Source organism: Leptobacterium flavescens (assembly GCF_010671605.1).
GTDB classification, from domain to species: Bacteria; Bacteroidota; Bacteroidia; order Flavobacteriales; family Flavobacteriaceae; genus Leptobacterium; species Leptobacterium flavescens.
The window spans coordinates 33,667-57,237 of the sequence record NZ_JAABOO010000003.1; the positions used below are offsets into that span (position 1 = coordinate 33,667).

Below are 23,571 nucleotides of genomic sequence, written 5' to 3' on the forward strand. Positions count from 1 at the left end.
AATCAAAACGGTTAATGCTTATGCTATTTTTTACTTTTTTTAAAATATTTTCTTCGGATCACATAGACCCCAAAAATCAGTATCAATATAAAAGGCCAGATGTTCAACAGCCCTAAAAAGAAATAGGAAAGACCGTTAAATCCCGACTTTAATGCGTTGAGCATTTTGGAGCCGTAAGAAACGGTTATTCCGCTTTCGGATGACCGCTTGTAAAAGCTAATGGTCAGACTACTGTACGAAACTCTATCCTGGAGGTATTTTAAGCGCCCCTCCCGGGCTTCTATTTCTTCACGAATGGAAGAGAGCTCCTTTTCTATTTCAAGGATCTCCTTTACCGTTTTTGCTTTATCCAGCAATTCCAGATAACGGTTTTCCAGCGTTTTCTTGGCCTTTAACCTTGCCTCCAGATCTATAAACTCCTCGGTAACATCCTTGGAGGTGATCCGTTTGGTATCAAAATAAGCCACATCTGCACTGATAGCATCTATGGTCTTTTGAAAATTGGAGGTAGGGATCCGGATAACCATTGTCCGGTTGTGTTCCCGGTAGCCCTTCCCCGATTCGTCACTTTGAATATATCCGCCGTTCTCATTTGTAAAGCGGATGATATCCTGATAGGTCTTTTCCAGGTCTTTGGTCTCGAAACGGAGATAACTTTCCTTAATGATCTTTTGTTCCCGTTTTTGCTGCACCTCAAACCTGGGCGAGGGAGAAGATATTGCAAGATCTTCTACGACCAGTTCTTCGGCTTCATCAAGTTCTGAATAGCTAAGCTCTGTTCCCGAGTTACCGGAACAGGCCAGAATAAGAGATAGCAGAAACCAGCTAAATGTTTTCATCTGTTTGCGTTTGTTTCAGAAACCTGGTCAAAAGTCGTTCCATAGTGGTGTTTAACTCACTAAAATCGGGCTCTTCTTTGCCAAGATACAAAAACATAAACGCATAAGATGTTGATAGATTGTTAAAAAGGTTGCTTTTATTAAGGCGATAGGCTTCACGGATCAACCTCTTTATCTGGTTCCTCTGCACTGCTTTTTTAAATTTTCGTTTAGGAACGGAAAAACCGGCTTTTACTTTTACGTCGTCTTCCGGTTCTGTTTTTACATAGATAAGTTTCAGAGGGTATTTGGAAACCGAACTACCTTCTGAAAACAGTTGCTCTATAAGCAGGTTGCTTTTTAATTTTTCTTCCCTGGGAAAACGCTGATCCATGAATTTTAAAACTGTATGCTGTAAAAATAGACAAATTGAGAACAATATAAGTGCCCGCCGCTTTAACGGTAATTGTAAAAGGCTATAAAACAGATCGATAGGGTTTGTAATATGATAAATGTCATTTTAAGGCCGAAGGAAAAAGTGTTATTTTAAGTATTGGATCAACTAAAACAAAAACAATGGGAGAACATATTGTAAAAAAATTAGGATCCTCCGGAGAACGATCTGCCTACGCGGGTCAGTTACTTTCGGATATCGAGGCATTGGAAAAAATGCTTTCGGATGGTATGATTGAAAAGGAGCCTTTACGGATCGGAGCGGAACAGGAGTTTTGCCTGGTAGATGATTCCTGGTACCCGGCACCGCATGCGTTAAAAATGCTTGAACTCCTTAATGATGATCACTTTACCACAGAGATCGCCACTTATAATCTTGAGGCAAACCTCGATCCGTTGGAACTCGGAGGTAATTGCTTTTCCAGGCTTCATCAGGACCTGGTAGATCTGTTGGAAAAAGCAGACCGGACGGCGGCTTCCATAGACACTAAGATCTTATTAAGCGGTATTTTACCCACGATCATGCCCCGTAATCTGACATCCGATTTTATGACTCCCGCCGAACGTTATTTTGTACTTAATGATGTACTTAAGGAATTGAGAGGAGAGAATTTTGAATTGCATATTGAAGGTGTGGATGAGGTAAATATTTTACACGATTCTGTACTGTTCGAAGGTTGTAATACCAGTTTTCAGACCCATCTTCAGATAGACCCCGACGATTTTGTAAACAGTTATAACTGGTCGCAGGCTATTGCCGGCCCGGTACTGAGTATTTGTACAAACTCTCCCCTCCTGCTTGGGAAAGAATTGTGGAATGAAACCAGAATAGCTCTTTTTACACAGAGTATAGATACCAGAGCCAGTTCTTATCACCTTAACGAAAGAGAGGCCAGGGTTAATTTCGGAGAAGGATGGGCACGCGGAACTGCAGCAGATATCTTTAAGGAAAATATAGTTCGGTTCAGAAGCATTCTCAGCTCGGAATTTGAAACCAGGAGTACCGAATTGCTTAAAAAAGGTAAAATACCAAAACTTAAGGCACTAAACCTGCATAACGGAACCGTGTACAGATGGAACCGGCCCTGTTACGGAGTGACCAATAACAAACCGCATCTGAGGATCGAATGCAGATACCTTCCTGCCGGACCTTCGGTAGTTGATGAGATTGCCAATATGGTATTTTGGGTAGGTTTGATGCTGGGCCGGCCTAAAAAGTTTGACAAAATTCACGAGCGGATGGAATTTAAAGATGTAAAACAGAATTTCAGGAAAGCTGCTCAATACGGCCTGGCAACCCAGATGTGCTGGGATGGGCAAATGATCTCTTCGGAAAGGCTTATCCTCGATGAACTCCTTCCCATGGCTTATAGAGGGCTTTACAGTAAAGGAATAGACCCCAGGGATGCGGAATATTATCTGACGATAATAGAAAACAGGGTAAAGGAACAGGATGCCTCCGCATGGGTACGTAGCAGTTATCGTAAACTCAAAAAGAATTTTAAAAAAACCGATGCCTGCAGAGCGCTTACGGCAGCCATCTTCAGAAATCAAAAAAAAGGTTATCCCGTTGCTACCTGGAAATTGATAGATAAGGATATAAACATTAAACTCGAACAGGATAAGCTGGTGCATCAGTTTATGAACCGGAATGTGGTAAGCCTGAATGAGAAAGACAGTACTGAGCTTGCAATAAGCATGATGCAATGGAGAAACATCCATCATTTACCGATCATTGATGCGAGAGGAAAACTCAAAGGGCTTATAAGCTGGACCGATATAGAAAAGATCGAAAAAAACAATATTTCCCTCCCTGTAAGTCAGTTTATGAAAACAACGCTTCAGTTAACACATCCGGAAGAAAGCATGGCAGAAGCAAAACAACGCATGCAGGAGCTGAATATAGGGTGCCTTCCCGTGGTTTATAATGGCTACCTGACAGGGATCATTACCCGCAACGATTTTAATACATTTTAATGACCGAAGAGAAAACAGAAACAACAGAAAGGGTATTGGCCCGTATGGAGGCCGGGCCTCATAAACCGGCAGTCGTATTTTTTACCGGGATACACGGAAATGAACCGGCAGGAGTTCTTGCTTTTAAAAGGTTAAAAGAGAAGATCCTTCATCAGAACCTGAACGGATCTCTCTATGTACTGTCCGGAAATTTACAGGCACTTAACAAAGGGGTACGTTATATAGATAAGGATCTGAACCGTCTGTGGACGGAAAGGAGGATAGCACAGTTGGAAAGTGATCCAAGCCGGGAAATGGCCGAAGTTGGAGAACAAAGGGCATTACTTAAGGAGATCAAAGCTATCCTGAAGAATACGGAACGCCCCCTGTATTTTATTGATTTTCACACAACCTCCAGTAGGGCTATTCCGTTTGTTACCATTAACGATGCCATGATCAACAGGAAGTTTTCAAAGACATTTCCTGTACCTGTTATTTTGGGAATAGAAGAATTTCTGGAAGGAGCCCTGTTAAGTTATATTAATCAGTTAGGCTATGTATCCCTGGGTTTTGAATCCGGAAAGCACGACGATCCGCAGGCTGTAGATAATGCAGAAGCTTTTATGTACCTGTCTTTATGTGAAGCAGGCCTTCTTCCTAAAAAAGAAAACTCCCTGCATGAGCATTATTATCAAACACTGCAAAGTGCAACTAAGGGGACTGCTCATTTTTTTGAGGTGAAGGAGCGCTATCCGATCTTAAAAGGAGATCATTTTAAGATGGAGCCCGGTTTTGAAAGTTTTCAATCTGTAAAAAAGGGAACGCTCCTGGCCGTGAAGAATAAACTCCCTGTTTATGCGATTAAAAATACGGTCTTATTTATGCCCTTGTATCAGGCCCAGGGGAAAGAAGGCTTTTTTCTGATCGAGAAGACCCCCCGTTTCTTTTTAAGATTGTCCAAATTTCTCAGGAACCGAAGGCTGGACAGATTTCTGGTATATCTTCCGGGAATATCCTGGGCTTCTGAAAAGAAAGAGGCATTACTTGTAAATCTCAAAACCGCCAGGTTCCTTGCAAAGCCTGTTTTTCATTTATTAGGGTACCGGCACCGGGAGCAGGACGGGACACATATTCTAATGTTTAACAGAGAGCGGGTTGCCAGGAAAAGAATGTACAGGTCTGAGGAGTGGTACAGGGCATAAGCAAAAATCCGACCGGATAAACAGAAAGGTGTTTAACCGACCGGATGCAAAACATAAATCAAATAAAATACCTGAGATGGTTCAAATGACCCGGCGGATATTTAATCGCATCTGAAAAAATTCACCGCTACTTCATTGGAAAGATCTCCGAGGAAGTCTTCAATTTGAACATTCATGGAAAACAGCTTTTTTTCACCGTTGTAAAGAGCGGGATCTATACATAGCCTGAACAAACCATCGAGGTTCGGACGCTCCGATTTGCAGAAATAATCTTCGGAAACCAATACTTTTTCATCGTATTCGAAAGAAGCCCCTTCAGTCATGGTGTTACCCATATACTGCAGCAAAGCTCCCGGAGTGTGGTAGGACAGCTTTGAAAAGAGAACTTTCTCTACGGGCCTCACCCCTTTGTAATACTGAAAAATACCCGGCCAGAAATAAACAAGATTATTATCGGTACCCAACTTCCCGCCGTCTTGATCTTCTATATACAACTGTACATTAAACCCGTTAAGGGGCTCCACTATTTCGGGCAGGGTAGATTGTTTAGACCGGGTAGTTATCGGTCGTAAGAAACTGATTCGTTTTTTTGATTTTTTAATAGAGGTCCTTAAACCTGTTTTTTCCGCTGTTTGTTCCATAGATCATTAGTTTTTTAATATGTTGAAAATTGTTTTTTCAGAAATGAAGAGACGCTCCGTTAATTCCGCTACAATCAATTTCATTTGTTTGTCAGAGTTGTTTTTTACATAGTCCTGAACAAACCGTTTACGTTTTTCCAATAAAAGCTTACTTCGTTGCATAAGGCCTAAAGGTTTAAAAATCAGATATAAACTCCAGTCTTTTCAAACTTTTGTTTGAAAAGTTTAGCATTAAAAGGGTGTTTAAAAAAACAAAATCCTAAAAATGTTGCTTTGATTTTTACACAAATGTTTGATTTTGTGTGCTTTTTCGTATATTAGCAGCTAATTACATGACAAACATAAAACATTTTACAGAAATCTACAAACAAATTACCGAAATTTTATGTAAAATGTTTGAATTGTTAATTTCCCGGAATTATGAGAGGTATTAATGAAAAAATAAAAGTCATTATTGACCATTTCGCACTCAATAATAACTCATTTGCAAAGCGACTGGGTGTTACCAGTACTACCATAGACAGTATTACGACCGGAAGGCTTCAGCCCGACGGCAGTCGCAAACGCACCAAACCGGGTTATGACCTTCTGGAAAGCATCATTAATGAATTTGATATCAATCCGGATTACCTGTTCGGTGATAATCAGCAAATGCTTAAATCCTCTACACCAATACCTCAAACATATGCTGGAATACCGCAGGTAATTGCCGTAGACCAGGATGGCGAGGAAAACGTGGTATATGTACCGATAAAAGCCAGGGCCGGTTACCTGGACGGTTACGGAGATCCGGGTTATATTGAAACCCTGCCCTCTTTCAGAATGCCGCATTTAACCAATGGTACCTACAGATGCTTTGAAGTACAGGGAAACTCTATGGTCCGTACCTTCTTTGACGGCGACCTGGTTTTCGGAAAGTATGTGGAAGACCTGGAAGATGTGAAGGATGGCCGGGTATATGTTATCGTCAGTAAAAATGACGGGATCGTTTTAAAAAGAGTTATCAACCGGATCAGGGAAAGAGGAAAGCTTATCCTGAAATCCGATAACAAGGACGGGAACTACCCTACCTATACCGTAGATGCCGAGGAAATAGATGAGATATGGTACGTAACCATGTTTGCTTCCAAACAAATGCCGGAGCCCGTAGATGTTTACGACAGATTGCATGATCTGGAAAGCAAAATCATTATTCTGGAGGAGCAGTTAAGGCACGATAACTAGGAAAAGCCTAAAATTTATCTGTGAAAAGCACTTATTTCACGATTTTCGGCATTTCACCACAACTTTTGCTACTTACACAACAAAAATTTCGAAGAACAGCGGGAACGCCCTATGTTTGAAGTGTCAAAATGGTAATATTGTTTGATAGTAAAGTCCCCAAAACTTTAAATTACTATCTTTTTAATATTAATAAATAAGCCTCGAGTCCTACTAATCGAGGCTTATTTTTTGGTAACACCTTTTACAGGTCTATTATTCAAGTTTTAATCAAAAAAATACCCGGATATCACTATCCGGGTATTTTTATTCGTTTGAATTCCTGATCTAGTTGAATTCTACCGTATTGTTATCCCTTTTAATATCTGCCATCAGTTGAGAAGGATCAACTACTATAGCCTTGATACTGCTTTTGGGTTTACTGATCGTAAAATCGTAAGTAGGATATGCCCATGCCCAATCCGGAAGAACCGTTCTTTTAAGGTTATCAAAAGGATTTGGTTTCTCACCCCTCATCATACGTAGCGGAGCATAGAACGTTTCCTGGGTCCCGTCTTTGTACACCACAAGAATATCCATTGGCATTGGCATTAAACCAACTCTCTCTAAAGTAACTTTGGTATTGTTCCCGTCTTCTGCAACCTCTTTAACTCCGTAATCAATGGTATTGGTTGTCAGGGTCCAGTCGGTAAGATACCAGTCCAGATGCATTCCGGATACCTTTTCTGCCGTACGCTTAATATCGTTCGGGGTAGGGTGCTTGAATTTAAAGTCATCATAATACTTTTTGATGGTCTTTAAAAGATCTTCCTGCCCGATGATATAACCTAACTGTGCAAGGAATACTTCTCCTTTACTATAGGCAGATATTCCGTAAGCCTGGTTAAACTCATATCGGTCTGCGTGCGTACTCTGCGGTTGCTCCCTTCCGGAAGTAGCCAGGAACTGATATCCTCTGTATGCTCCCTGAAACGGATTTTCCCTGTTCTGATCCATGATCTCATTCATACACAGATCCGAGATAAAGGAAGTAAAACCTTCATCCATCCATTCGTGCTTGGACTCGTTGGTAGCCAGCACATGCTGGAACCAGGAGTGTGCCATTTCGTGAACGGTAACACCTACAAGGCTTCCAAAAGAACGCTCTCCGGTGATCAGGGTACACATTGCATACTCCATTCCTCCGTCTCCTCCCTGGATCACTGAATACTGATCGTACGGATACTTCCCTACATTCTTGCTAAGGAACTCCATGGTCTCTACAGCCTTTGGCTGAAGCTTTTTCCAGTTGTCTATGATCTTAGGGTTGTTTTTGTATAAAAAGTGCATTACAGGCCCATTCTTTACCTGTACCTTATCGTGTAGGTATTCCGGATCTGCCGCCCATGTAAAATCGTGAACATTTGGCGCTTTAAAATGCCAGGTAAGGGTCTTTCCTCTGACCTTCTTCATCGGTTTGGAAGGATCCTCATATCCGTGACCTACTTCCTGTGGGTTCTGAATGTAACCACTTCCACCTACAACATAGCTTTTATCGATGGTAAGCTTTACATCAAAATCTCCCCATACCCCGTGAAACTCTCTTCCCAGGTAAGGAGGAGTATGCCATCCTTCGAAGTCGTATTCGGCCATCTTAGGATACCACTGTGTCATAGAAAGAGCTACTCCTTCTCTGTTGTTTCTTCCGGAGCGTCGGATCTGAACCGGCACCTGCCCGTCAAAATCCATTACCAGGGTAACTGTCTGCCCGGGCTGTATTGGCCTGGCAAGATCTACTTCCAGAATGGTCCCTTCGGTCTTATAGGATACAGCTGTACCATCCTGGCTAAGGCTGTTAACTTTAATATATCCTATTTCGTTGGGCTGCAGTTTAGCGATCCTGCTTTCGTATTTAGGCTCCTCACGGGTTCCTAAATTATTCACCATTCGCCCGTCCGGATCTGCTATATTCTGCAAGCGGATATCCATTTCACTTCCCGGTTGGAATGCATTAAAATACAGGTGGTAAAACACTCTGTCCAGCACATCCGGGGAGTTGTTGGTATATTTTAATACCTGCTTCCCTTTGTACTGGTAGTTCTCAACATTAAAGTCGATATCCATTTGGTATTCAACATGCTGTTGCCAGTACTGATTGGAAGCGCTTTGCATTTCTGCATTGGCCGGTGTTGTTTTTTCATTTTTCGCACAAGCACTTAATACAAAGCCAAGGCTTAAAAACGAAACGAAAATTTTCTTCATGAGTACAGTATTAAATTTAAAGTCGATTGATTGGTTTATAATAAGTTAACTTCTCCTTTTGCCACCTTTCCGGCAAGGATAAGCGCATTATATGCATTCACGATCTTTCCTGATTTGGAAAGGTTATTAAAACTAGCTGTATTGCTGTTATCTCCTCCGATGATCACATTTGTTTTTACAGGCAGACCTGAACTCATCAGGATACGCTTAACCTGAGCAGCAGACAGCTTTGGATAATAAGAACGTATTAATGCCGCAACACCACTTACCGCAGGTGCTGCCATGGACGTTCCCTGAGAATAATCGTATTCGTTATTCGGCATGGTAGACCAGATCTTAACCCCGGGTGCAAATACATCTACCTGTTTTTTCCCGTAATTGGAAAAATTGGCAACCAATTCACCTCCGTACTTATAATTAAGGGCACCTACCGTAATAAAGTTATCGGCAATCTCATTGTTCCCGTCTTTACTATCTGAAGGGAAGGATTCGTTCTCATCGATATTGGAAGCATCATTTCCTGCTGCGTTTACGATAAGTACGTCTTTGGAAGCAGCATATTTAATGGCATCCCATACCCATTCCGCATGTGGGGAATGATCTTTTCCGAAGCTGGTGTTGATCACTTTTGCCCCGTTATCCGCAGCATAACGGATAGCCAATGCAATATCCTTGTCGTATTCATCTCCGTCAGGAACCGCTCTGATTACCATGATCTCAACATTTTTCGCCACTCCGTTCATTCCGATACCGTTATTTCTCTGTGCGGCAACGATCCCTGCAACGTGAGTTCCGTGACTGGCTTTTTCCTTATCAGGACCATACACCTGGTTGTTTCCGTAATCCCTGTCGTTCAGATCATCCGGATTATCCCCGACTACAGATCTTCCGTCATAGTCTACATTAAGATTGTATTTAACCTGATCTTCCAGGCTCTCACTGTATTCCTTAAGGGAATCGTAATCCAGGTCGTTCTCATCCAGGAAAAGCAACAGTCCTTTCGACTGTGCCACCTGCTGGTCTGTAGAATTGATGGCTTTTACCTCCTCTATGGTATACTCCTCTTTTCCGAGGTGGTCTTTAATAGCTTTCTGTGCCAATGGAATAAACTGAAGCAACTGATCTATCTGAGGTTTTTGCTGATTAATACTGGCAATTTCCTCGTCGTAAGCTGCTTTGGCCTCCTTGTAAACCGCAGAACCGTTATCTCCTTTTTTCAGGATCCTGACATATTCCAGGTTTTCGTGAATGGCATCTCCGAGGAAATTCCATCCGTGTATATCATCAACATAACCGTTCTTGTCGTCATCAATGCCATTTCCGGGCTTCTCTCCTTTATTGGTCCAGATTACATTTTTAAGGTCTTCATGATCTATATCCACACCGGAATCGATTATCCCGACGATCACCTTTTTTCCTTTTCTGTCTCTGATCACTTCGCTATACGCTCTGTCTACACTCATTCCCGGAATGGTATCCTTTACCAGGTCCAGTTGGTTCCAGCTTTTTAACTGGCTTTCATTCAGATCGGTTACTTTAGTAGGTACCGTATCAATGTTCTCGATCGGGGTAGATAGAATTGCAGTGCTTCCGCATGAAGCTAAAATTAATGAAGCACCGAATGCAATAGGTTTTATAAATCTCATGGATTAAATTATTAATTAAATAGTTCGTTAAAAGTAAATACCTCCTTCAGTCTCACTCCTTTTTCCGTATGCTGAAGGGTACAGATCTCATTGTGCGCATCGTGCTCCAGGAATAAGTAGTAATTCTCACTAGCTGCTTTATCCAGGAACTTCGCCTTCTCATCTAAAGTTAATAAGGGCCGGGTATCATAACCCATTACATAAGGCACAGGAATATGCCCTGCAGTGGGTAACAGATCGGCCATAAAAACCAATGTTTTTCCTTTATAGTGAATATGGGGGATCATCTGTTTCTCGGTATGCCCGTCTACAAACAGTACATCAAAACCCAATTCAGAATTTTTCAGATAATCTCCCTGCGGGAGGGAAATATAGTTTAACTGCCCGCTTTCTTCCATGGGCATTATATTTTCCTTTAAAAAGGAAGCCTTTTCCCTGGCATTGGGATTCACGGCCCATTGCCAGTGGTTCTCGTTTGTCCAGAAACGCGCATTCTTAAATGCGGGCTCCAGGAATGTCCTGTCCTTGTTCCACTGAACACTTCCTCCGCAGTGGTCGAAGTGAAGGTGGGACATAAAGACATCGGTAATATCATCCCGGTGAAAACCGTGTTTTTTTAAGGAATCGTCTATGTTATCATTCCCCCACAAATAATAATATCCAAAGAACTTATCGCTTTGCTTATTTCCCATTCCGGTATCTATGAGGATCAGTCTGTCTCCGTCTTCGATCAGCAGGCACCTGGCTGCAATATCTATCATATTGTTGTTGTCGGCGGGGTTGGTCCTGGTCCAAAGCGACTTGGGAACAACACCGAACATGGCGCCTCCGTCTAACTTAAAATTTCCGGATTCGATGGGAAATAATCTCACTCTTTAAGAATTTAATCATTATTCATGCCAAAGCATGTAAACTTAATTTCTCGATCCCATGGCGATCTGCCAAAAAAAATCTTCGCAAAATAAGAAAAGAAGGTCAATTAGGAGGGTGGAACAGGCTTTTATTAGACTATTTTTAACAAACTAATTGCTTTTGAATGATGGTTTTAAGCCGCAGTCCGAAATCTATTATCATTTTAATCTCCTTTACACTGGCCAGACGCTCTTTATTTTTAATGATGAGGTGATCTCCGTTAGACTCTACGTGGTAATACGGATTGCTTTCAAAAAAGAGAACCAGCTCGTCGGTAAAGAGTCTTCTGATCCCTTCTTCATCTTCCCCTCTCAGGTAAAAGCGTTTTGAAAAATCGCTATGCGCTTCAATATCCACATCCTTAAATCCGGCCCATTGATAGATCACCTCCAGGAAGCCTTCCTTGTCGAGAGTAAAGACCGGCATTGCTCCGTCTATCTTAATAAAAAGCATGGTAGACCGGATCACCTCCTTGGCTATAAACTCTCCTTCACTGTATTCGATATCGAAGAGGTTCAATTCTTTTTCCTGATCGAATAACTGATTGTAAACATGTTTTATCTGCTTGGTCTCAAAGTAGATAAAATCGTATAAAAAACTTACATCTCTCTCCTTCTTGGGCTCGTAACTCCAGGTAAAATCCTTAGCTACTTCACTGATGAGCCGCTGCCTTTTGGTGAGGTTCTTATCTACTTTAATGATGGTCTGAAACGGGATGATCTTCCGGATAGCAAAAGGGTGTACCGAATCTGCTTCATGAGCGTCCAAACCGATCACTTCAAAATTCCCTCCCTTTCTCATAAAGGTCTGCTGATAGGCATTAAGGCTTTCCATAACGGTATGATCCACAAAATCACACATAGAAAAATCCACCACCGCTTCCTTGTCCTCAGGAATGGCATCGAGCTTGGCTTTTAACTTGTAAAAATTGAGGAAACTGCAGAAGTTCTTCACACTCACATAGTAGTTGCCCTTATCACCTTCCTTAAACATCAGAACATTGGGTTTTAATGCATTTCCGAGGAAGAGGGAAAGACTCCTGTTAATGATGATATGGATCAGGAAAGTGGTTAATATTCCGATCAGGATCCCGGTAATCAGGTTGGTGGCAATGGTGCTGAAAAGGGTAATAAAAAAGATAAGCAACTGCTCATTCCCTATTTTGGAAACCCGTCTTACGCTTTCGGGTGCTGCCAGTTTATAACCGGTATACACCAGAATAGCGGCTAGTGCCGGAAGCGGGATACGCTTTAGCTGCTCCTGGAAAAGCACGATAAAGAGTACCAGGAACAGGGCGTGGAAAAAGTTGGCCGACCGGTTGCTTCCTCCGTTATTTACGTTTACGGAACTTCGTGCAATTACAGTTACTACATTCAATCCCCCTAAAAAACCACTCAGGGTTGTTGCTGCTCCAAGTGCCTTGAGATCTTTGTTAACATTACTCCTTCTTTTCTGCGGATCCAGTTTGTCTACCGCTTTAATACTCAATAAGGATTCTATACTGGAGATCAGGGTAATGGCAATAACTGCATTTATAAAATTGCTGTCCAGAACCTTGGAAAAGTCCGGAAAAGCCAGATTGGAAACAATATCATTGGGAAGGCTTACCAGCAGTTTTTGTGATATAGGATAGGGGTCACTGCTGAAATACTGATAGTAATAGCTCAGGCCGACGGTCAGGATAACGATCCACATCGGTGCCGGAATAAGCTGAAAGTATTTGTTTCGGATCTTGGAATAGAAAACCATGATCAGAAGACTTCCCACTCCAACCGCTGCAGCTACCATTACTTCCATAGGTGCGGAAACAAACAGGTTTGAGATCGCTGCCGGTATTTTAAGAAGCAACTCTATAATGGAGCCTTTGGTATCTATCTGCCCGACCATAACGTGAAACTGTTTGGCAAAGATCCCGATCCCGATGGCAGCCAGCATTCCCTGGATGGCTGAAGCCGGGAAAAAGTCGCTGAGAATACCCAACCTCAGAAAACCGAGAAGGATCATCAGGATCCCTGATATTACAATGGCACCCAATGTTAGCAGATAACCCTGGTAGAGGTCGCCTCCGCCGAGGGTAGTGATAGCACTTAAGAGCACAATAACAAGACCGTTCCCGGGCCCTGTAATAGTCACATTAGAGCCTCCGAGAATAGCTACTACCGTACCTCCTACTATGGCGGCTATTATTCCGGAAATAGGCGGTGCCTCGGAAGCAATTGCCAGTCCGAGTCCAAGTGGGAGAGCTATAAGTGAAACGACAAAACCTGAAAAAATATTCTTAGGTAATTCGCCGATAAATGTTTTTATCCTATTCTTTTTCGGTCCCAAAAATTAGCTATTTTATTATGAGTACATCTGTAGGTATTTCCGAGAGGATATATTCGAGGTCGTGCGGGAAGATCCGGTCTATCAAACCTAATTTATTAGGTGCGTTCATGATCAGCAGGTCGGCTCTTACCAGTTTTGCATAATGTCCTATAGAATACCCTCTTCTTCCAAAAATACTCTGTGTTTTTATATTGATATCTGTCTTTAACTGTTCGGGAATGGCCTTTAGGATGTCGTTTACCCTGGTGGTCTCCCTTTTCTCTATCCTGGCCTTCATGATGGTGGCCTTTCTTAAACTCCTGTCATCGCTTACCACTACGTGTACTTCATTCTGACTGATCTCCTCCACAATGGTCACCCGGTTAGCACCCAGGTCTTTGGCAACACCAAAAGAAATGTGAATGGCCTCCCTGGTTTTGGGATCCTCCAATCCGTTTACCACAATATGTTTACAGGCCACCCTGTTTACCGAAGGGTTTATCAGGAGGAGTACGGAGCAGGGAGCTTTTCGGGTGATCTTCCTGGCGATGGACCCCAGGTAATATTTAAAGAGCTGCTCTTTTTGCAGGGCCCCCAGGATAAGGAGATCTACATTAAAAGATTTGCAGGCCTCAAGAATAACATTTACAGGATTCCCTTCCTTCCAGACCACATCTACATTTTCGGCAGATTCCTCAAACTCACTCATGATGAGCTCCAGTACTTCTTCCTTCTGAGGTGTTTTGGGCCCGACATGTACCAAAATGAGCTTGGCACCAAAGAAGGTAGACAACCTCATGGCCTCATAGAGATTGGCCCTTAGGTTGGGCGAAAAAGCAATCCCCGTCAAGATAGTCTTGAATTGATATTTCTCAGTTAACGCTGTCATGAAGCCAGTGAATATATAGTTTTTTTTATATCTGACAAAGTGAGAAGGTGAATTAAACGGACGAATTAACGAATTGAGATCATCCATTTCAAATAAAGTAGTATTTTAACGAAAAAATACAAGATGTTAGAGTTAGCAAGCGTAATCGTACTGGGAATTTTAGCACAATGGGTAGCCTGGAAATTTAAGATCCCGGCTATTTTACCCCTTATACTTATCGGACTTTTTGTGGGCCCGATCTCTACTTTGATCTCCGAAGACGGAACCAAATGGATAGAACCCGTTTGGAATGGTCAAGAAGGGTTTTTCCCGGGGGAAGGACTTTTTTACTTTGTATCTCTGGCGATCAGTATTATTCTTTTTGAAGGAGGGCTCACCCTCAAGAAAAGTGAAATTAACAGTGTTGGCCCGGCCATCACCAAACTTATTACCCTCGGATCGCTGGTTACTTTTTTAGGTGCGGGTTTTGCCGCTCATTATATTTTCGGACTGAGTTATAAGATCTCTTTTTTATTCTCGGCCCTGATCATAGTAACAGGACCTACTGTAATTTCTCCTATTCTCCGGAACATACCTTTGCGGAAAGATATTTCAGCCGTCCTGAAATGGGAAGGGATCCTGATAGATCCTATCGGTGCTCTTGTAGCCGTACTGGTATTTGAGTTTATCAGTGTGGGAGGAGAAGGAGCCTATACCAAAACAGCCCTTATCGAATTCGGGAAGATCGTTCTGTTCGGAACCTCTTTCGGATTTACCTTTGCGCACGCTCTGGCGTTTGCTATAAAAAGGAAACTGATCCCTCACTATCTGCTTAATGTGGTATCCTTATCGGTGGTATTACTGGTGTATGTGCAATCCGATCTGTTTGCACATGAATCCGGGTTACTGGCTGTAGTGGTCATGGGAATGGTACTTGGAAACAGCAAGCTTCCCAATATCAAGGAACTTCTGTATTTTAAAGAATCTCTAAGTGTACTTCTGATATCCATTCTGTTTATTCTCCTGTCTGCAAATATTGCGATCGAAGACCTTTTACTGGTATACAACTGGAAGACAGCTTTACTGTTTGCCTGTGTTGTTTTTGTGATCCGGCCTTTGGGTGTTTTTCTGAGTACCCGGAATTCCAGTTTAAAGATCAACGAAAAACTGTTTATCAGCTGGGTTGGTCCGAGAGGGATCGTTGCGGCAGGGATCGCTTCACTCTTCGGAACAAAGCTGGCTTTGAAAGGAGAGCCCGGAGCCGAATATATTACCCCCCTGGTCTTTACCATGGTACTCGGAACGGTATTGCTCAATGCCACCACCGCCAGGCTTATTGCCAAATTACTGGGAGTATTCCTGAAAAAATCTACCGGGATCCTTATTGTGGGGGCTTCCCAGGTATCGCGGCTAATTGCCAAATACCTCCAGAAGAACAGCAGGCATGTGGTACTGATAGACAGCAATAAAGAGAATATAGAAAAAGCCAGAGGAATGGATCTGTATGCCGAGGAGGCCAATATCTTTTCGGAAGACCTGACCAGCAATATTGAGTTCAGTGATATAGGATATTTAATGGCGCTTACCGGAAGTAAGGAAGTGAATAAACACGCGATAGATCGATTCAGAAAACAATTGGGTGAAAATGGTGCATTCAGGTTAATCTCTTCCGAAGAATTGCAGAACCCGGATATAGTTAATCCGGTGGAAACCCTTTTCTCTTCCAAAGATGATTTTATCAATCTCAGTGAAGTGGCCAGGAACTATCCCAGGATCAATGAGATCAGTCTGAGTTCCAAAGAGGAATTTAAGAAAGAGATCGCTGCGCTTAACAAAGAAAAAGATGCCATCCCGCTGTTTATCAAAGACAGTGAAGGAGAGCTGCATATCATTTCCAGCTATAACGAAACCATGAATGTTCAGAATAATTACGAACTGATATATCTTGGGAAACCCAAGGAACTGTTCTAATCGTTCAGCTTCAGAACGGCCATAAACGCCTGTTGCGGGATCTCTACGTTCCCAACCTGGCGCATACGCTTCTTACCTTTCTTTTGCTTTTCGAGCAGCTTTCGTTTCCTGGAGATATCTCCTCCGTAACATTTGGCAGTTACATCTTTTCGGAGTGCCTTAATGGTCTCTCTGGAAATGATCTTGGCTCCGATAGCAGCCTGAATCGGAATGTCGAACTGCTGCCTTGGAATTAAGGCCCTGAGCTTTTCACACATCTTTTTCCCGATGGTCTGCGCATTATCGGCGTGGATCAGTGCAGAAAGGGCATCTACCGAATTCCCGTTGATAAGAATGTCGACTTTTACCAGCTTGGATGCACGCATTCCGATAGGTGAATAATCGAAAGAGGCATATCCTTTGGAAACCGTTTTTAATCGATCGTAAAAATCAAAAACGATCTCTGCCAGCGGCATATCAAAGCTCAACTCCACACGTTCGGGAGTAAGGTAGGTCTGATTGGTGATCTCTCCCCTTTTTTCAATACAAAGCGACATAACCGATCCGACAAAATCAGATTTGGTAATGATGGTTGCTTTAATATAAGGTTCCTCCACCCGGTCCAGTTTGGAAGGGTCCGGCAGGTCTGAAGGATTATTTACAATAATTGTGTTTTCAGGTTCTTTCTTGGTGAAAGCGTGATAACTTACGTTGGGAACCGTCGTGATCACGGTCATATCGAATTCGCGCTCCAGGCGTTCCTGGATGATCTCCAGGTGAAGCATTCCGAGGAATCCACAACGGAAACCAAAACCTAGAGCGGCCGAACTTTCCGGAGCAAACACCAGGGAAGCATCATTAAGCTGAAGCTTCTCCATAGAGGCACGAAGTTCCTCGTAATCTTCCGTATCTACCGGATAGATCCCGGCAAATACCATAGGTTTCACATTTTCAAAACCTTCTATCATATTGGAGGTCGGATTCGCAGCATCGGTAATGGTGTCACCCACCTTTACTTCCCTGGCATCCTTGATACCTGTGATAAGGTATCCCACATCTCCTGTTTTTATAACTTTTTTAGGTTCCTGGCTAAGCTTTAAGGTCCCTACCTCATCTGCAAAGTAGGTCTTATCGGTAGCGAGGAACTTAATTTTCTGCCCTTTGGTTATTTCTCCGTTTATTACCCGGAAGTAGGTTTCCACTCCGCGGAAAGGATTGTAGACAGAATCGAAGATCAATGCCTGTAAAGATTCGTCCGGATTTCCTTTAGGAGCAGGAATACGCTCTATAATGGCGCTTAGAATATCTTCTATTCCGATCCCGGTCTTGGCACTTGCAGGGATCACTTCTTCAGCATCACACCCCAAAAGATCTACGATATCGTCTGTAACTTCTTCCGGATTGGCACTCGGAAGATCTACCTTATTAAGTACAGGAATGATCTCCAGGTCGTTTTCCAGGGCCAGGTACAGATTGGAAATGGTCTGTGCCTGTATGCTCTGAGCTGCATCAACTACCAGAAGTGCACCTTCACAGGCCGCAATGGAACGGGATACCTCATAAGAGAAATCCACGTGCCCGGGAGTGTCTATCAGGTTCAGGATATATTGTTCACCGTTGTATTCGTATTCCATTTGTATGGCATGCGATTTTATGGTGATCCCGCGTTCACGCTCCAGGTCCATATTATCCAATAACTGGTCCTGTTTCTCTCTCTCCGTCACCGAACCGGTAAAATCCAACAGCCTGTCGGCCAGGGTACTTTTACCGTGATCTATATGGGCTATAATGCAAAAATTGCGAATGTGCTTCATTACAGTTGATATCTTCTCTTTGAATTTGCAAAACTACATAAATTTATTTCTTCAAAGTCGCCCTGAGCGAAAGAAATCCCATGTGTTTTGGCCGATTATTTTTATCTTTAATAAAAAAGGAGGCTCTGTTGCTTAAGGAGTTAAAGACGGAGGCTGCTTGCTTTGCAGAGAAAAGATGTATCTTTGCAGTCTGAAAATTTTTGAAAAAGAATTTAGAAGTGGTTAAAATACGTGACATAGAAGTTGGGGAATTCCCTTTGTTGCTCGCCCCTATGGAGGATGTGAGCGACCCGCCTTTTCGTGCCTTGTGTAAGGAACAGGGAGCCGATGTGGTCTATACCGAATTTATTTCGAGTGAGGGCCTTATACGGGATGCCGCCAAGAGTGTAATGAAGCTTGATATCTATGAAAAGGAGCGCCCGGTAGGGATACAGATCTTTGGTGCCGAAATGGATTCTATGTTGCAGGCGATAGATATTGTGGAGAAATCCAACCCTGATATTATTGATATTAACTTTGGCTGCCCGGTAAAAAAGGTGGTAAGTAAAAATGCAGGAGCAGGGATATTGAAAGATATTCCGCTTATGGTAAAGCTTACCGAAGCCATGGTAAAAAGAACCAAACTTCCGGTTACCGTAAAGACCCGTTTAGGTTGGGATGCCGATACCATTAAAATTGTTGAGGTGGCAGAGCGACTTCAGGATGTGGGGATCGAAGCTATTTCCATTCACGGACGTACCCGGGTACAGATGTACAAGGGAGAGGCCAACTGGAAACCGATTGCCGAAGTAAAGAACAACTCCAGAATGCATATTCCTGTTTTCGGGAACGGTGATGTGGACAGCCCGGAAAAAGCGGTAAAGATGCGGGATGAGTTCGGTCTGGACGGCGCTATGATAGGACGTGCCAGTATCGGATATCCATGGTTCTTCAAAGAAGTAAAACACTATATCAAGACCGGAGAACACCTGGCGCCTCCTACGCTGGAAGAAAGGGTAAACGCTGCCCGAAGGCATCTGCAGATGTCTATAGATTGGAAAGGGGAAAAACTAGGAGTTTTCGAAACCAGAAGACATTATACAAACTACTTTAAAGGGATCCCTCACTTTAAGGAATACCGTATGAAAATGGTGACCAGCGATGATTCTGCCGATGTTTTTGCGGCTTTTGATGAGGTCCTGGAAAAGTTCGGCGACTACCAGTTCGTATAATTTACAACTACTGACTTATTAATTTGCGGGAGATCCTTACGGAAGAGATCTTGGCGGCGATAAAGCCCAGGATAAAAATGGTGAGGATAACCACTAAGGCATTCATAAGCTTAAGTTCCATCGGATATGCCAGGGAGGGTGTGATCATGATCAGGCTAAAGGTCGTTTGAAGCCAGGTGATAAGAATTCCCAGAGCCAGGCCTGAAAGCCCGCCAATAACTACCAGCAGGATCCCCTGAATAAAGAATATCCTTTTGAGTTCCCTGACCGTTGCCCCCATATTAAAAAGGGTGGTAAGGTTGTCTTTTTTATCCAGGATCATCATTATAATAGCGCCCGCAACATTAAAGAGGGCAATGATCAGTACCAGGGTAAATATAAGGTAGGTAGCCAGGTTTTCGGTGTTCAGCATTTTGTAGAGAGAACTGTTCAGCTGCTCCCGGTTCCTGATATCGACCTTATTTCCAAAAATCTCTTCTACCGAACTCCTGATCCTATCTTCACTTGCTCCGGGTTGCATTCTGATATTTATTCCGGTGATCTCATCCGGATTTTTCTGAAGCAGTTCCTGTACGGTTCCTATGGGAGCAAATACGTATTTATCGTCTATATCCTCACTCAGGGAGTAAACCCCGCTGGCACTGACCAGCAATTCCTTAAACGGCCGTGCCTGGTTAAGGATGCTTCCTTTTCCCAGTTTGGGAACGATCACAGAAAGAGAATTTACATAGTCGTTTACACTTAAACCAAGGTCGATGGAGATGCCGTAACCTACCACCACTTCTTTGGACTGATTAAACCAGTTTCCGAAGAAGATAAGACTGTCTATTTGCGTAACCCCGTTGTATTTATGATCTACCCCTTTTACATAAGCCACATCGTTTTTCTGTTTATAGCTCAGAAAGACGCGCTCTTCGATCTCTCTGGAAAAAGAGGCGATCCCTTCTATCTTTTTTAACTCCTTTTCCTGAAGACTATCTACCGTAAAGAACTTACCGGTAGAAGCGGTGATCTTCATATCGGGGTCGAAGGAATTGCTGAAGGAAAGGTCGAATGATTTGAGCCCGGAAAAACCGGAAAGAACTATAAACAGGGAAGCCGTTCCGATAACGATCACAAAGAAAGTTACCCAGTTAATGATATTAACGGCATTCTGGCTGCTTTTAGAGAATAAATATCTTTTAGCTATGTAAAAAGGAAAATACAACTACCTAAGATTTTTTTCTTTTGTCGAGGAGATCCGGATTTTCTATCGGATTGTCCTTGCCTTTCAGAGAATTTTCTATTCGATCTATATACTCCAGGGAATCGTCCATAAAGAAGTTGAGTTCCGGAACCCTTCTCAGCTGATTTCTGGTTCGCTGTGAGAGTTCGTGCTTTATTAACGGCTGGTTAGATCTGATCCCTTCCAGGAGGGTTTCGCTGTCTTTATGAGGAAAAATGCTCAAGTATACCTTTGCCAGTAAAAGATCGGGTGTTACCACCACCTTTGTTACGGAAATTAGCGTTCCTGTCAATCCACCATCCTTAGCTGCCTTTTGCAAAATATCTGCCAGATCCTGCTGCACTACCCTTGCTATTTTTTGCTGTCTGTTACTTTCCATAAGGCAAAAATACAATATAAAAGATAACGGAATAATGTCTTATTTTTGAAAGCTGATAAATTTATAGCTATGATGAACAAAATTGAGCATTTGGGAATTGCCGTTAAGGATATCGAAACGTCCAACAAACTTTTTGAAAAATTACTCGGAAGCAGCTCCTATAAAATAGAAGAAGTAGAGAGCGAAGGCGTAAAGACGTCCTTCTTTCAAATAGGTGAAAGTAAGATAGAATTGCTGGAAGCTACCAGGGAAGACAGCCCGATTGCCAAATTTATTGAGAAGAAGGGAGAAGGGATCCACCATATTGCTTTTGATGTGACCAATATTGAAGAAGAAGTGGAGCGATTAAAGAAAGAAGGTTTTCAGATCCTGAATGAAATTCCTAAAAAAGGAGCAGATAATAAAAAGGTTGTATTTTTGCATCCAAGGTCCACTAACGGAACCTTGATAGAGCTGTGTCAGGAAATAAATGAATAGTTTATTAAATGTTTGCAGTCTTTAAAAATATGTAGTAATATTGCAGCCTCTTTCAGGACCCGTAGTTCGGCTGGTTACCAGGAGGTAACGGCAAACGGGAGCACCAAACGATACAGACCAGAAGTATCCGGATGCAATTACTGCAAGAAAAATTTAAATAGGTCCTATAGCTCAGCTGGTTACCTGCCTACCTGGCGGTATCGGCAGGCAGGGAGCACCGAAAGTGTAATTTGACATAATGAATGTATATGTTCTCCGAAGTTTGAAGGATAATAGATTTTACGTTGGTATGAGTGTTAATGTAGAAAAGAGGTTATCGGAACATAATGCCGGAAGAACTAAAAGTACAAAAGGATACGGGCCGTGGGAATTATTACACGAGGAGAAGTATCCGGATAGAATCACTGCAAGAAAAAGAGAAAAGTATCTTAAAAGTGGATATGGAAAGCAGTGGTTAAAAGAAAAATATAAACAGGTCCTATAGCTCAGTTGGTTAGAGCACCTGACTCATAATCAGGGGGTCCATGGTTCGAGCCCATGTGGGACCACAACGTGGTAGCAGAAGTCTTAGCGAAAGCTAAGACTTTTTTTGTGGAACAAATTTAGGGCGAGAAGTTTATCCTGAGCGAAGTCGAAGGGAGCCCATGTGGGACCACAAGGTGGTAGCAGAAGTCTTAGCGCAAGCTAGGACTTTTTTTGTGGAACAAATTTAGGGCGAGAAGTTTATCCTGAGCGAAGTCGAAGGGAGCCCATGTGGGACCACAACAGAGAATAAAACTCTTGTTTTTTACAACTATCTGTTCTTTCCTGAATACATTTTTTGCTTAAAGCCGGAAATCTCATCCTTTAATTTTTTATTAACCCGTTCCAACAGTTCATTTTGATGCTTCATGATACTTAAAAGATCATGCATGGCATTGAGATTTTCTAACAAAAAATGGAAATAAAGCTTAATTAAGCCATGTTCTTATTTAAGTTTTTGATTTAAAAATGAAAATAAACCATCATTTATTTAAACAAAACACTACTTTTGTTAAATAGAGAGATTCTTAATTTAAGTGTGAGATTATGAAAGAATTTAAGGCAGGAGCGTATAAGAACCAAGGACATTATAAAAGTTTTCAACCAAATCCGATAAATAAACAATGGCAAGTAGAAGACATGGAAGTACTTGCTTTATTGAGTACAGCTGATAGGCATTTGGGAAGATTAGATATGTATTCCGAATATGTAAATATTGATTTGTTTATCAGTATGCATATTGCAAAAGAAGCTACTAAGTCTACAAAAATTGAAGGGACTCAGACTAATATGGAAGAAGCTTTTTTAAAAATAGAAGAAATTTCTATAGAAAAAAGAGATGATTGGGAGGAAGTACAGAATTATATAGCTGCAATGAATGAGGCAGTTAAAATGTTACATACATTACCTTTTTCATCAAGACTTATAAAGCAGACACATAAAATTTTACTAAGAGGTGTTCGAGGGGAAAATAAATTACCGGGAGAATATCGCAGAAGTCAGAATTGGATAGGTGGGGCAACTATTAATGATGCCGTATTTATTCCTCCAATACATTCATCTATCGATGATTTGATGTCAGACATTGAAAAATTTGCAAATGATGAATTGAATTATTTACCAGATCTTTTAAAAATCGCATTAATCCATTATCAATTCGAAACAATACATCCATTTTTGGACGGGAATGGTAGGGCTGGTAGATTATTGATCACTCTGTATTTAGTAAGTAAAGGTGTTTTAAAACAACCTATCTTATATCTATCAGACTTCTTTGAAAAAAACAGAACATTGTATTATGATAATTTAATGCGGGTAAGAACACATAATGATCTTTCTCAATGGTTTAAATTTTTCTTAGCAGGAATTATAGAAACGGCCAAGTCCGGAGTAAAGACATTTGATAGTATTATGCAATTACAAAAATCTTTAGAGGACAAATTAAAAGCAATAGGTAATCGAAGTGTCGACGTTCGTAAAGTAATTGAACAGTTATACACCAACCCTATTATAGGAGTGAATCAAGTTGAACAAATTATTGAAAAATCTAATGTATCTGCATATAGGCTGATAGCTACAATGGAGGAGTTAAAAATTTTACATGAAATAACAGGGGGCCAAAGAGATCGGTTATATGTTTTTAAAGATTATATTGACCTGTTTGAAACGGAATTTATTTAACACAAAAACAGTTGTGACGTACTTCAAAATATGCTTTAGCAACCCAAA

19 protein-coding genes and 1 tRNA gene are annotated in these 23,571 nt (G+C 41.9%); 9 read left to right on the forward strand and 11 right to left on the reverse strand.

Translation table 11 applies throughout. The features are described 5' to 3' along the window. Nucleotides 1-23 precede the first annotated feature (23 nt). Nucleotides 24-839: a DUF4349 domain-containing protein gene (locus GWK08_RS12320; RefSeq protein WP_163607524.1), complete on the reverse strand. Its 816-nt coding sequence runs from the start codon at nucleotides 837-839 to the stop codon at nucleotides 24-26. Beyond that, entirely contained in the window at nucleotides 826-1,212 is a 387-nt protein-coding gene (gene rnpA / locus GWK08_RS12325; RefSeq protein WP_163607525.1) for a ribonuclease P protein component, read from the reverse strand. The genes GWK08_RS12320 and rnpA overlap by 14 nt, the downstream gene beginning before the upstream one ends. A gap of 182 nt (nucleotides 1,213-1,394) precedes the next feature. On the opposite strand from rnpA, the gene GWK08_RS12330 reads away from it, so the two are divergent. Together GWK08_RS12330 and GWK08_RS12335 are read left to right on the forward strand one after the other, a co-directional pair. Further along, a complete protein-coding gene (locus GWK08_RS12330) occupies nucleotides 1,395-3,248 on the forward strand; it encodes a CBS domain-containing protein (RefSeq protein WP_163607526.1) in 1,854 nt (617 codons plus the stop codon). After that, on the forward strand, nucleotides 3,248-4,429 hold the full coding sequence (locus GWK08_RS12335; RefSeq protein ID WP_163607527.1) for a M14 family metallopeptidase: 1,182 nt from the start codon (nucleotides 3,248-3,250) through the stop codon (nucleotides 4,427-4,429). The genes GWK08_RS12330 and GWK08_RS12335 overlap by 1 nt, the downstream gene beginning before the upstream one ends. A gap of 101 nt (nucleotides 4,430-4,530) precedes the next feature. Here GWK08_RS12335 and GWK08_RS12340 read toward each other — a convergent pair whose 3' ends face one another. Further along, nucleotides 4,531-5,070, reverse strand: a complete 540-nt coding sequence (locus tag GWK08_RS12340; protein ID WP_163607528.1) for a hypothetical protein — start codon at nucleotides 5,068-5,070, stop codon at nucleotides 4,531-4,533. A gap of 420 nt (nucleotides 5,071-5,490) precedes the next feature. Here GWK08_RS12340 and GWK08_RS12345 point away from each other — a divergent pair, with 420 nt between their 5' ends. Beyond that, on the forward strand, nucleotides 5,491-6,294 hold the full coding sequence (locus tag GWK08_RS12345; RefSeq protein WP_163607529.1) for a S24 family peptidase: 804 nt from the start codon (nucleotides 5,491-5,493) through the stop codon (nucleotides 6,292-6,294). Nucleotides 6,295-6,618: 324 nt separating this feature from the next. Here GWK08_RS12345 and GWK08_RS12350 read toward each other — a convergent pair whose 3' ends face one another. The 5 genes from GWK08_RS12350 to GWK08_RS12370 form a co-directional block, all read right to left on the reverse strand. Continuing rightward, nucleotides 6,619-8,532: a M1 family metallopeptidase gene (locus GWK08_RS12350; RefSeq protein WP_163607530.1), complete on the reverse strand. Its 1,914-nt coding sequence runs from the start codon at nucleotides 8,530-8,532 to the stop codon at nucleotides 6,619-6,621. Nucleotides 8,533-8,567: 35 nt separating this feature from the next. Continuing rightward, the gene (locus GWK08_RS12355) at nucleotides 8,568-10,178 is read right to left on the reverse strand and encodes a S8 family peptidase (RefSeq protein ID WP_163607531.1); all 1,611 of its coding nucleotides are present in this window, start codon (nucleotides 10,176-10,178) and stop codon (nucleotides 8,568-8,570) included. Nucleotides 10,179-10,189: 11 nt separating this feature from the next. After that, nucleotides 10,190-11,050: an MBL fold metallo-hydrolase gene (locus GWK08_RS12360; RefSeq protein WP_163607532.1), complete on the reverse strand. Its 861-nt coding sequence runs from the start codon at nucleotides 11,048-11,050 to the stop codon at nucleotides 10,190-10,192. Nucleotides 11,051-11,192: 142 nt separating this feature from the next. Then, nucleotides 11,193-13,418, reverse strand: coding sequence for a SulP family inorganic anion transporter (locus tag GWK08_RS12365; protein WP_163607533.1), 2,226 nt, complete (start codon nucleotides 13,416-13,418; stop codon nucleotides 11,193-11,195). Nucleotides 13,419-13,425: 7 nt separating this feature from the next. Further along, complete coding sequence (locus GWK08_RS12370) at nucleotides 13,426-14,286, reverse strand: universal stress protein (RefSeq protein ID WP_163607534.1); 861 nt, start codon at nucleotides 14,284-14,286, stop codon at nucleotides 13,426-13,428. Nucleotides 14,287-14,409: 123 nt separating this feature from the next. On the opposite strand from GWK08_RS12370, the gene GWK08_RS12375 reads away from it, so the two are divergent. Further along, on the forward strand, nucleotides 14,410-16,236 hold the full coding sequence (locus tag GWK08_RS12375; protein ID WP_163607535.1) for a cation:proton antiporter: 1,827 nt from the start codon (nucleotides 14,410-14,412) through the stop codon (nucleotides 16,234-16,236). Here GWK08_RS12375 and lepA read toward each other — a convergent pair. Continuing rightward, a complete protein-coding gene (gene lepA / locus GWK08_RS12380) occupies nucleotides 16,233-18,029 on the reverse strand; it encodes a translation elongation factor 4 (RefSeq protein ID WP_163607536.1) in 1,797 nt (598 codons plus the stop codon). The two genes, GWK08_RS12375 and lepA, sit on opposite strands and share 4 nt — an antisense overlap. A gap of 218 nt (nucleotides 18,030-18,247) precedes the next feature. Between lepA and dusB the strand changes: the two genes are divergently transcribed. Beyond that, nucleotides 18,248-19,240, forward strand: coding sequence for a tRNA dihydrouridine synthase DusB (gene dusB, locus GWK08_RS12385; protein ID WP_163608250.1), 993 nt, complete (start codon nucleotides 18,248-18,250; stop codon nucleotides 19,238-19,240). 7 nt (nucleotides 19,241-19,247) lie between these two features. Here the strand turns inward: dusB and GWK08_RS12390 are convergent, their stop codons facing one another. After that, nucleotides 19,248-20,447, reverse strand: a complete 1,200-nt coding sequence (locus GWK08_RS12390; protein ID WP_163607537.1) for an ABC transporter permease — start codon at nucleotides 20,445-20,447, stop codon at nucleotides 19,248-19,250. Nucleotides 20,448-20,451: 4 nt separating this feature from the next. Further along, nucleotides 20,452-20,844, reverse strand: coding sequence for a 30S ribosome-binding factor RbfA (rbfA, locus tag GWK08_RS12395; RefSeq protein WP_163607538.1), 393 nt, complete (start codon nucleotides 20,842-20,844; stop codon nucleotides 20,452-20,454). A gap of 72 nt (nucleotides 20,845-20,916) precedes the next feature. Between rbfA and mce the strand changes: the two genes are divergently transcribed. The 4 genes from mce to GWK08_RS12415 all read left to right on the forward strand — a co-directional run bounded on the left by mce (nucleotide 20,917) and on the right by GWK08_RS12415 (nucleotide 23,523). Then, complete coding sequence (mce, locus tag GWK08_RS12400; protein ID WP_163608251.1) at nucleotides 20,917-21,321, forward strand: methylmalonyl-CoA epimerase; 405 nt, start codon at nucleotides 20,917-20,919, stop codon at nucleotides 21,319-21,321. Nucleotides 21,322-21,559: 238 nt separating this feature from the next. After that, a complete protein-coding gene (locus GWK08_RS12405) occupies nucleotides 21,560-21,805 on the forward strand; it encodes a GIY-YIG nuclease family protein (protein WP_163607539.1) in 246 nt (81 codons plus the stop codon). Further along, nucleotides 21,796-21,869 (forward strand) — tRNA-Ile (locus GWK08_RS12410). Before GWK08_RS12405 ends, GWK08_RS12410 begins: the two co-directional genes overlap by 10 nt. Before the next feature lie 520 nt (nucleotides 21,870-22,389). Further along, nucleotides 22,390-23,523, forward strand: coding sequence for a Fic family protein (locus GWK08_RS12415; protein WP_163607540.1), 1,134 nt, complete (start codon nucleotides 22,390-22,392; stop codon nucleotides 23,521-23,523). The last annotated feature ends 48 nt before the right edge of the window (nucleotides 23,524-23,571 follow it).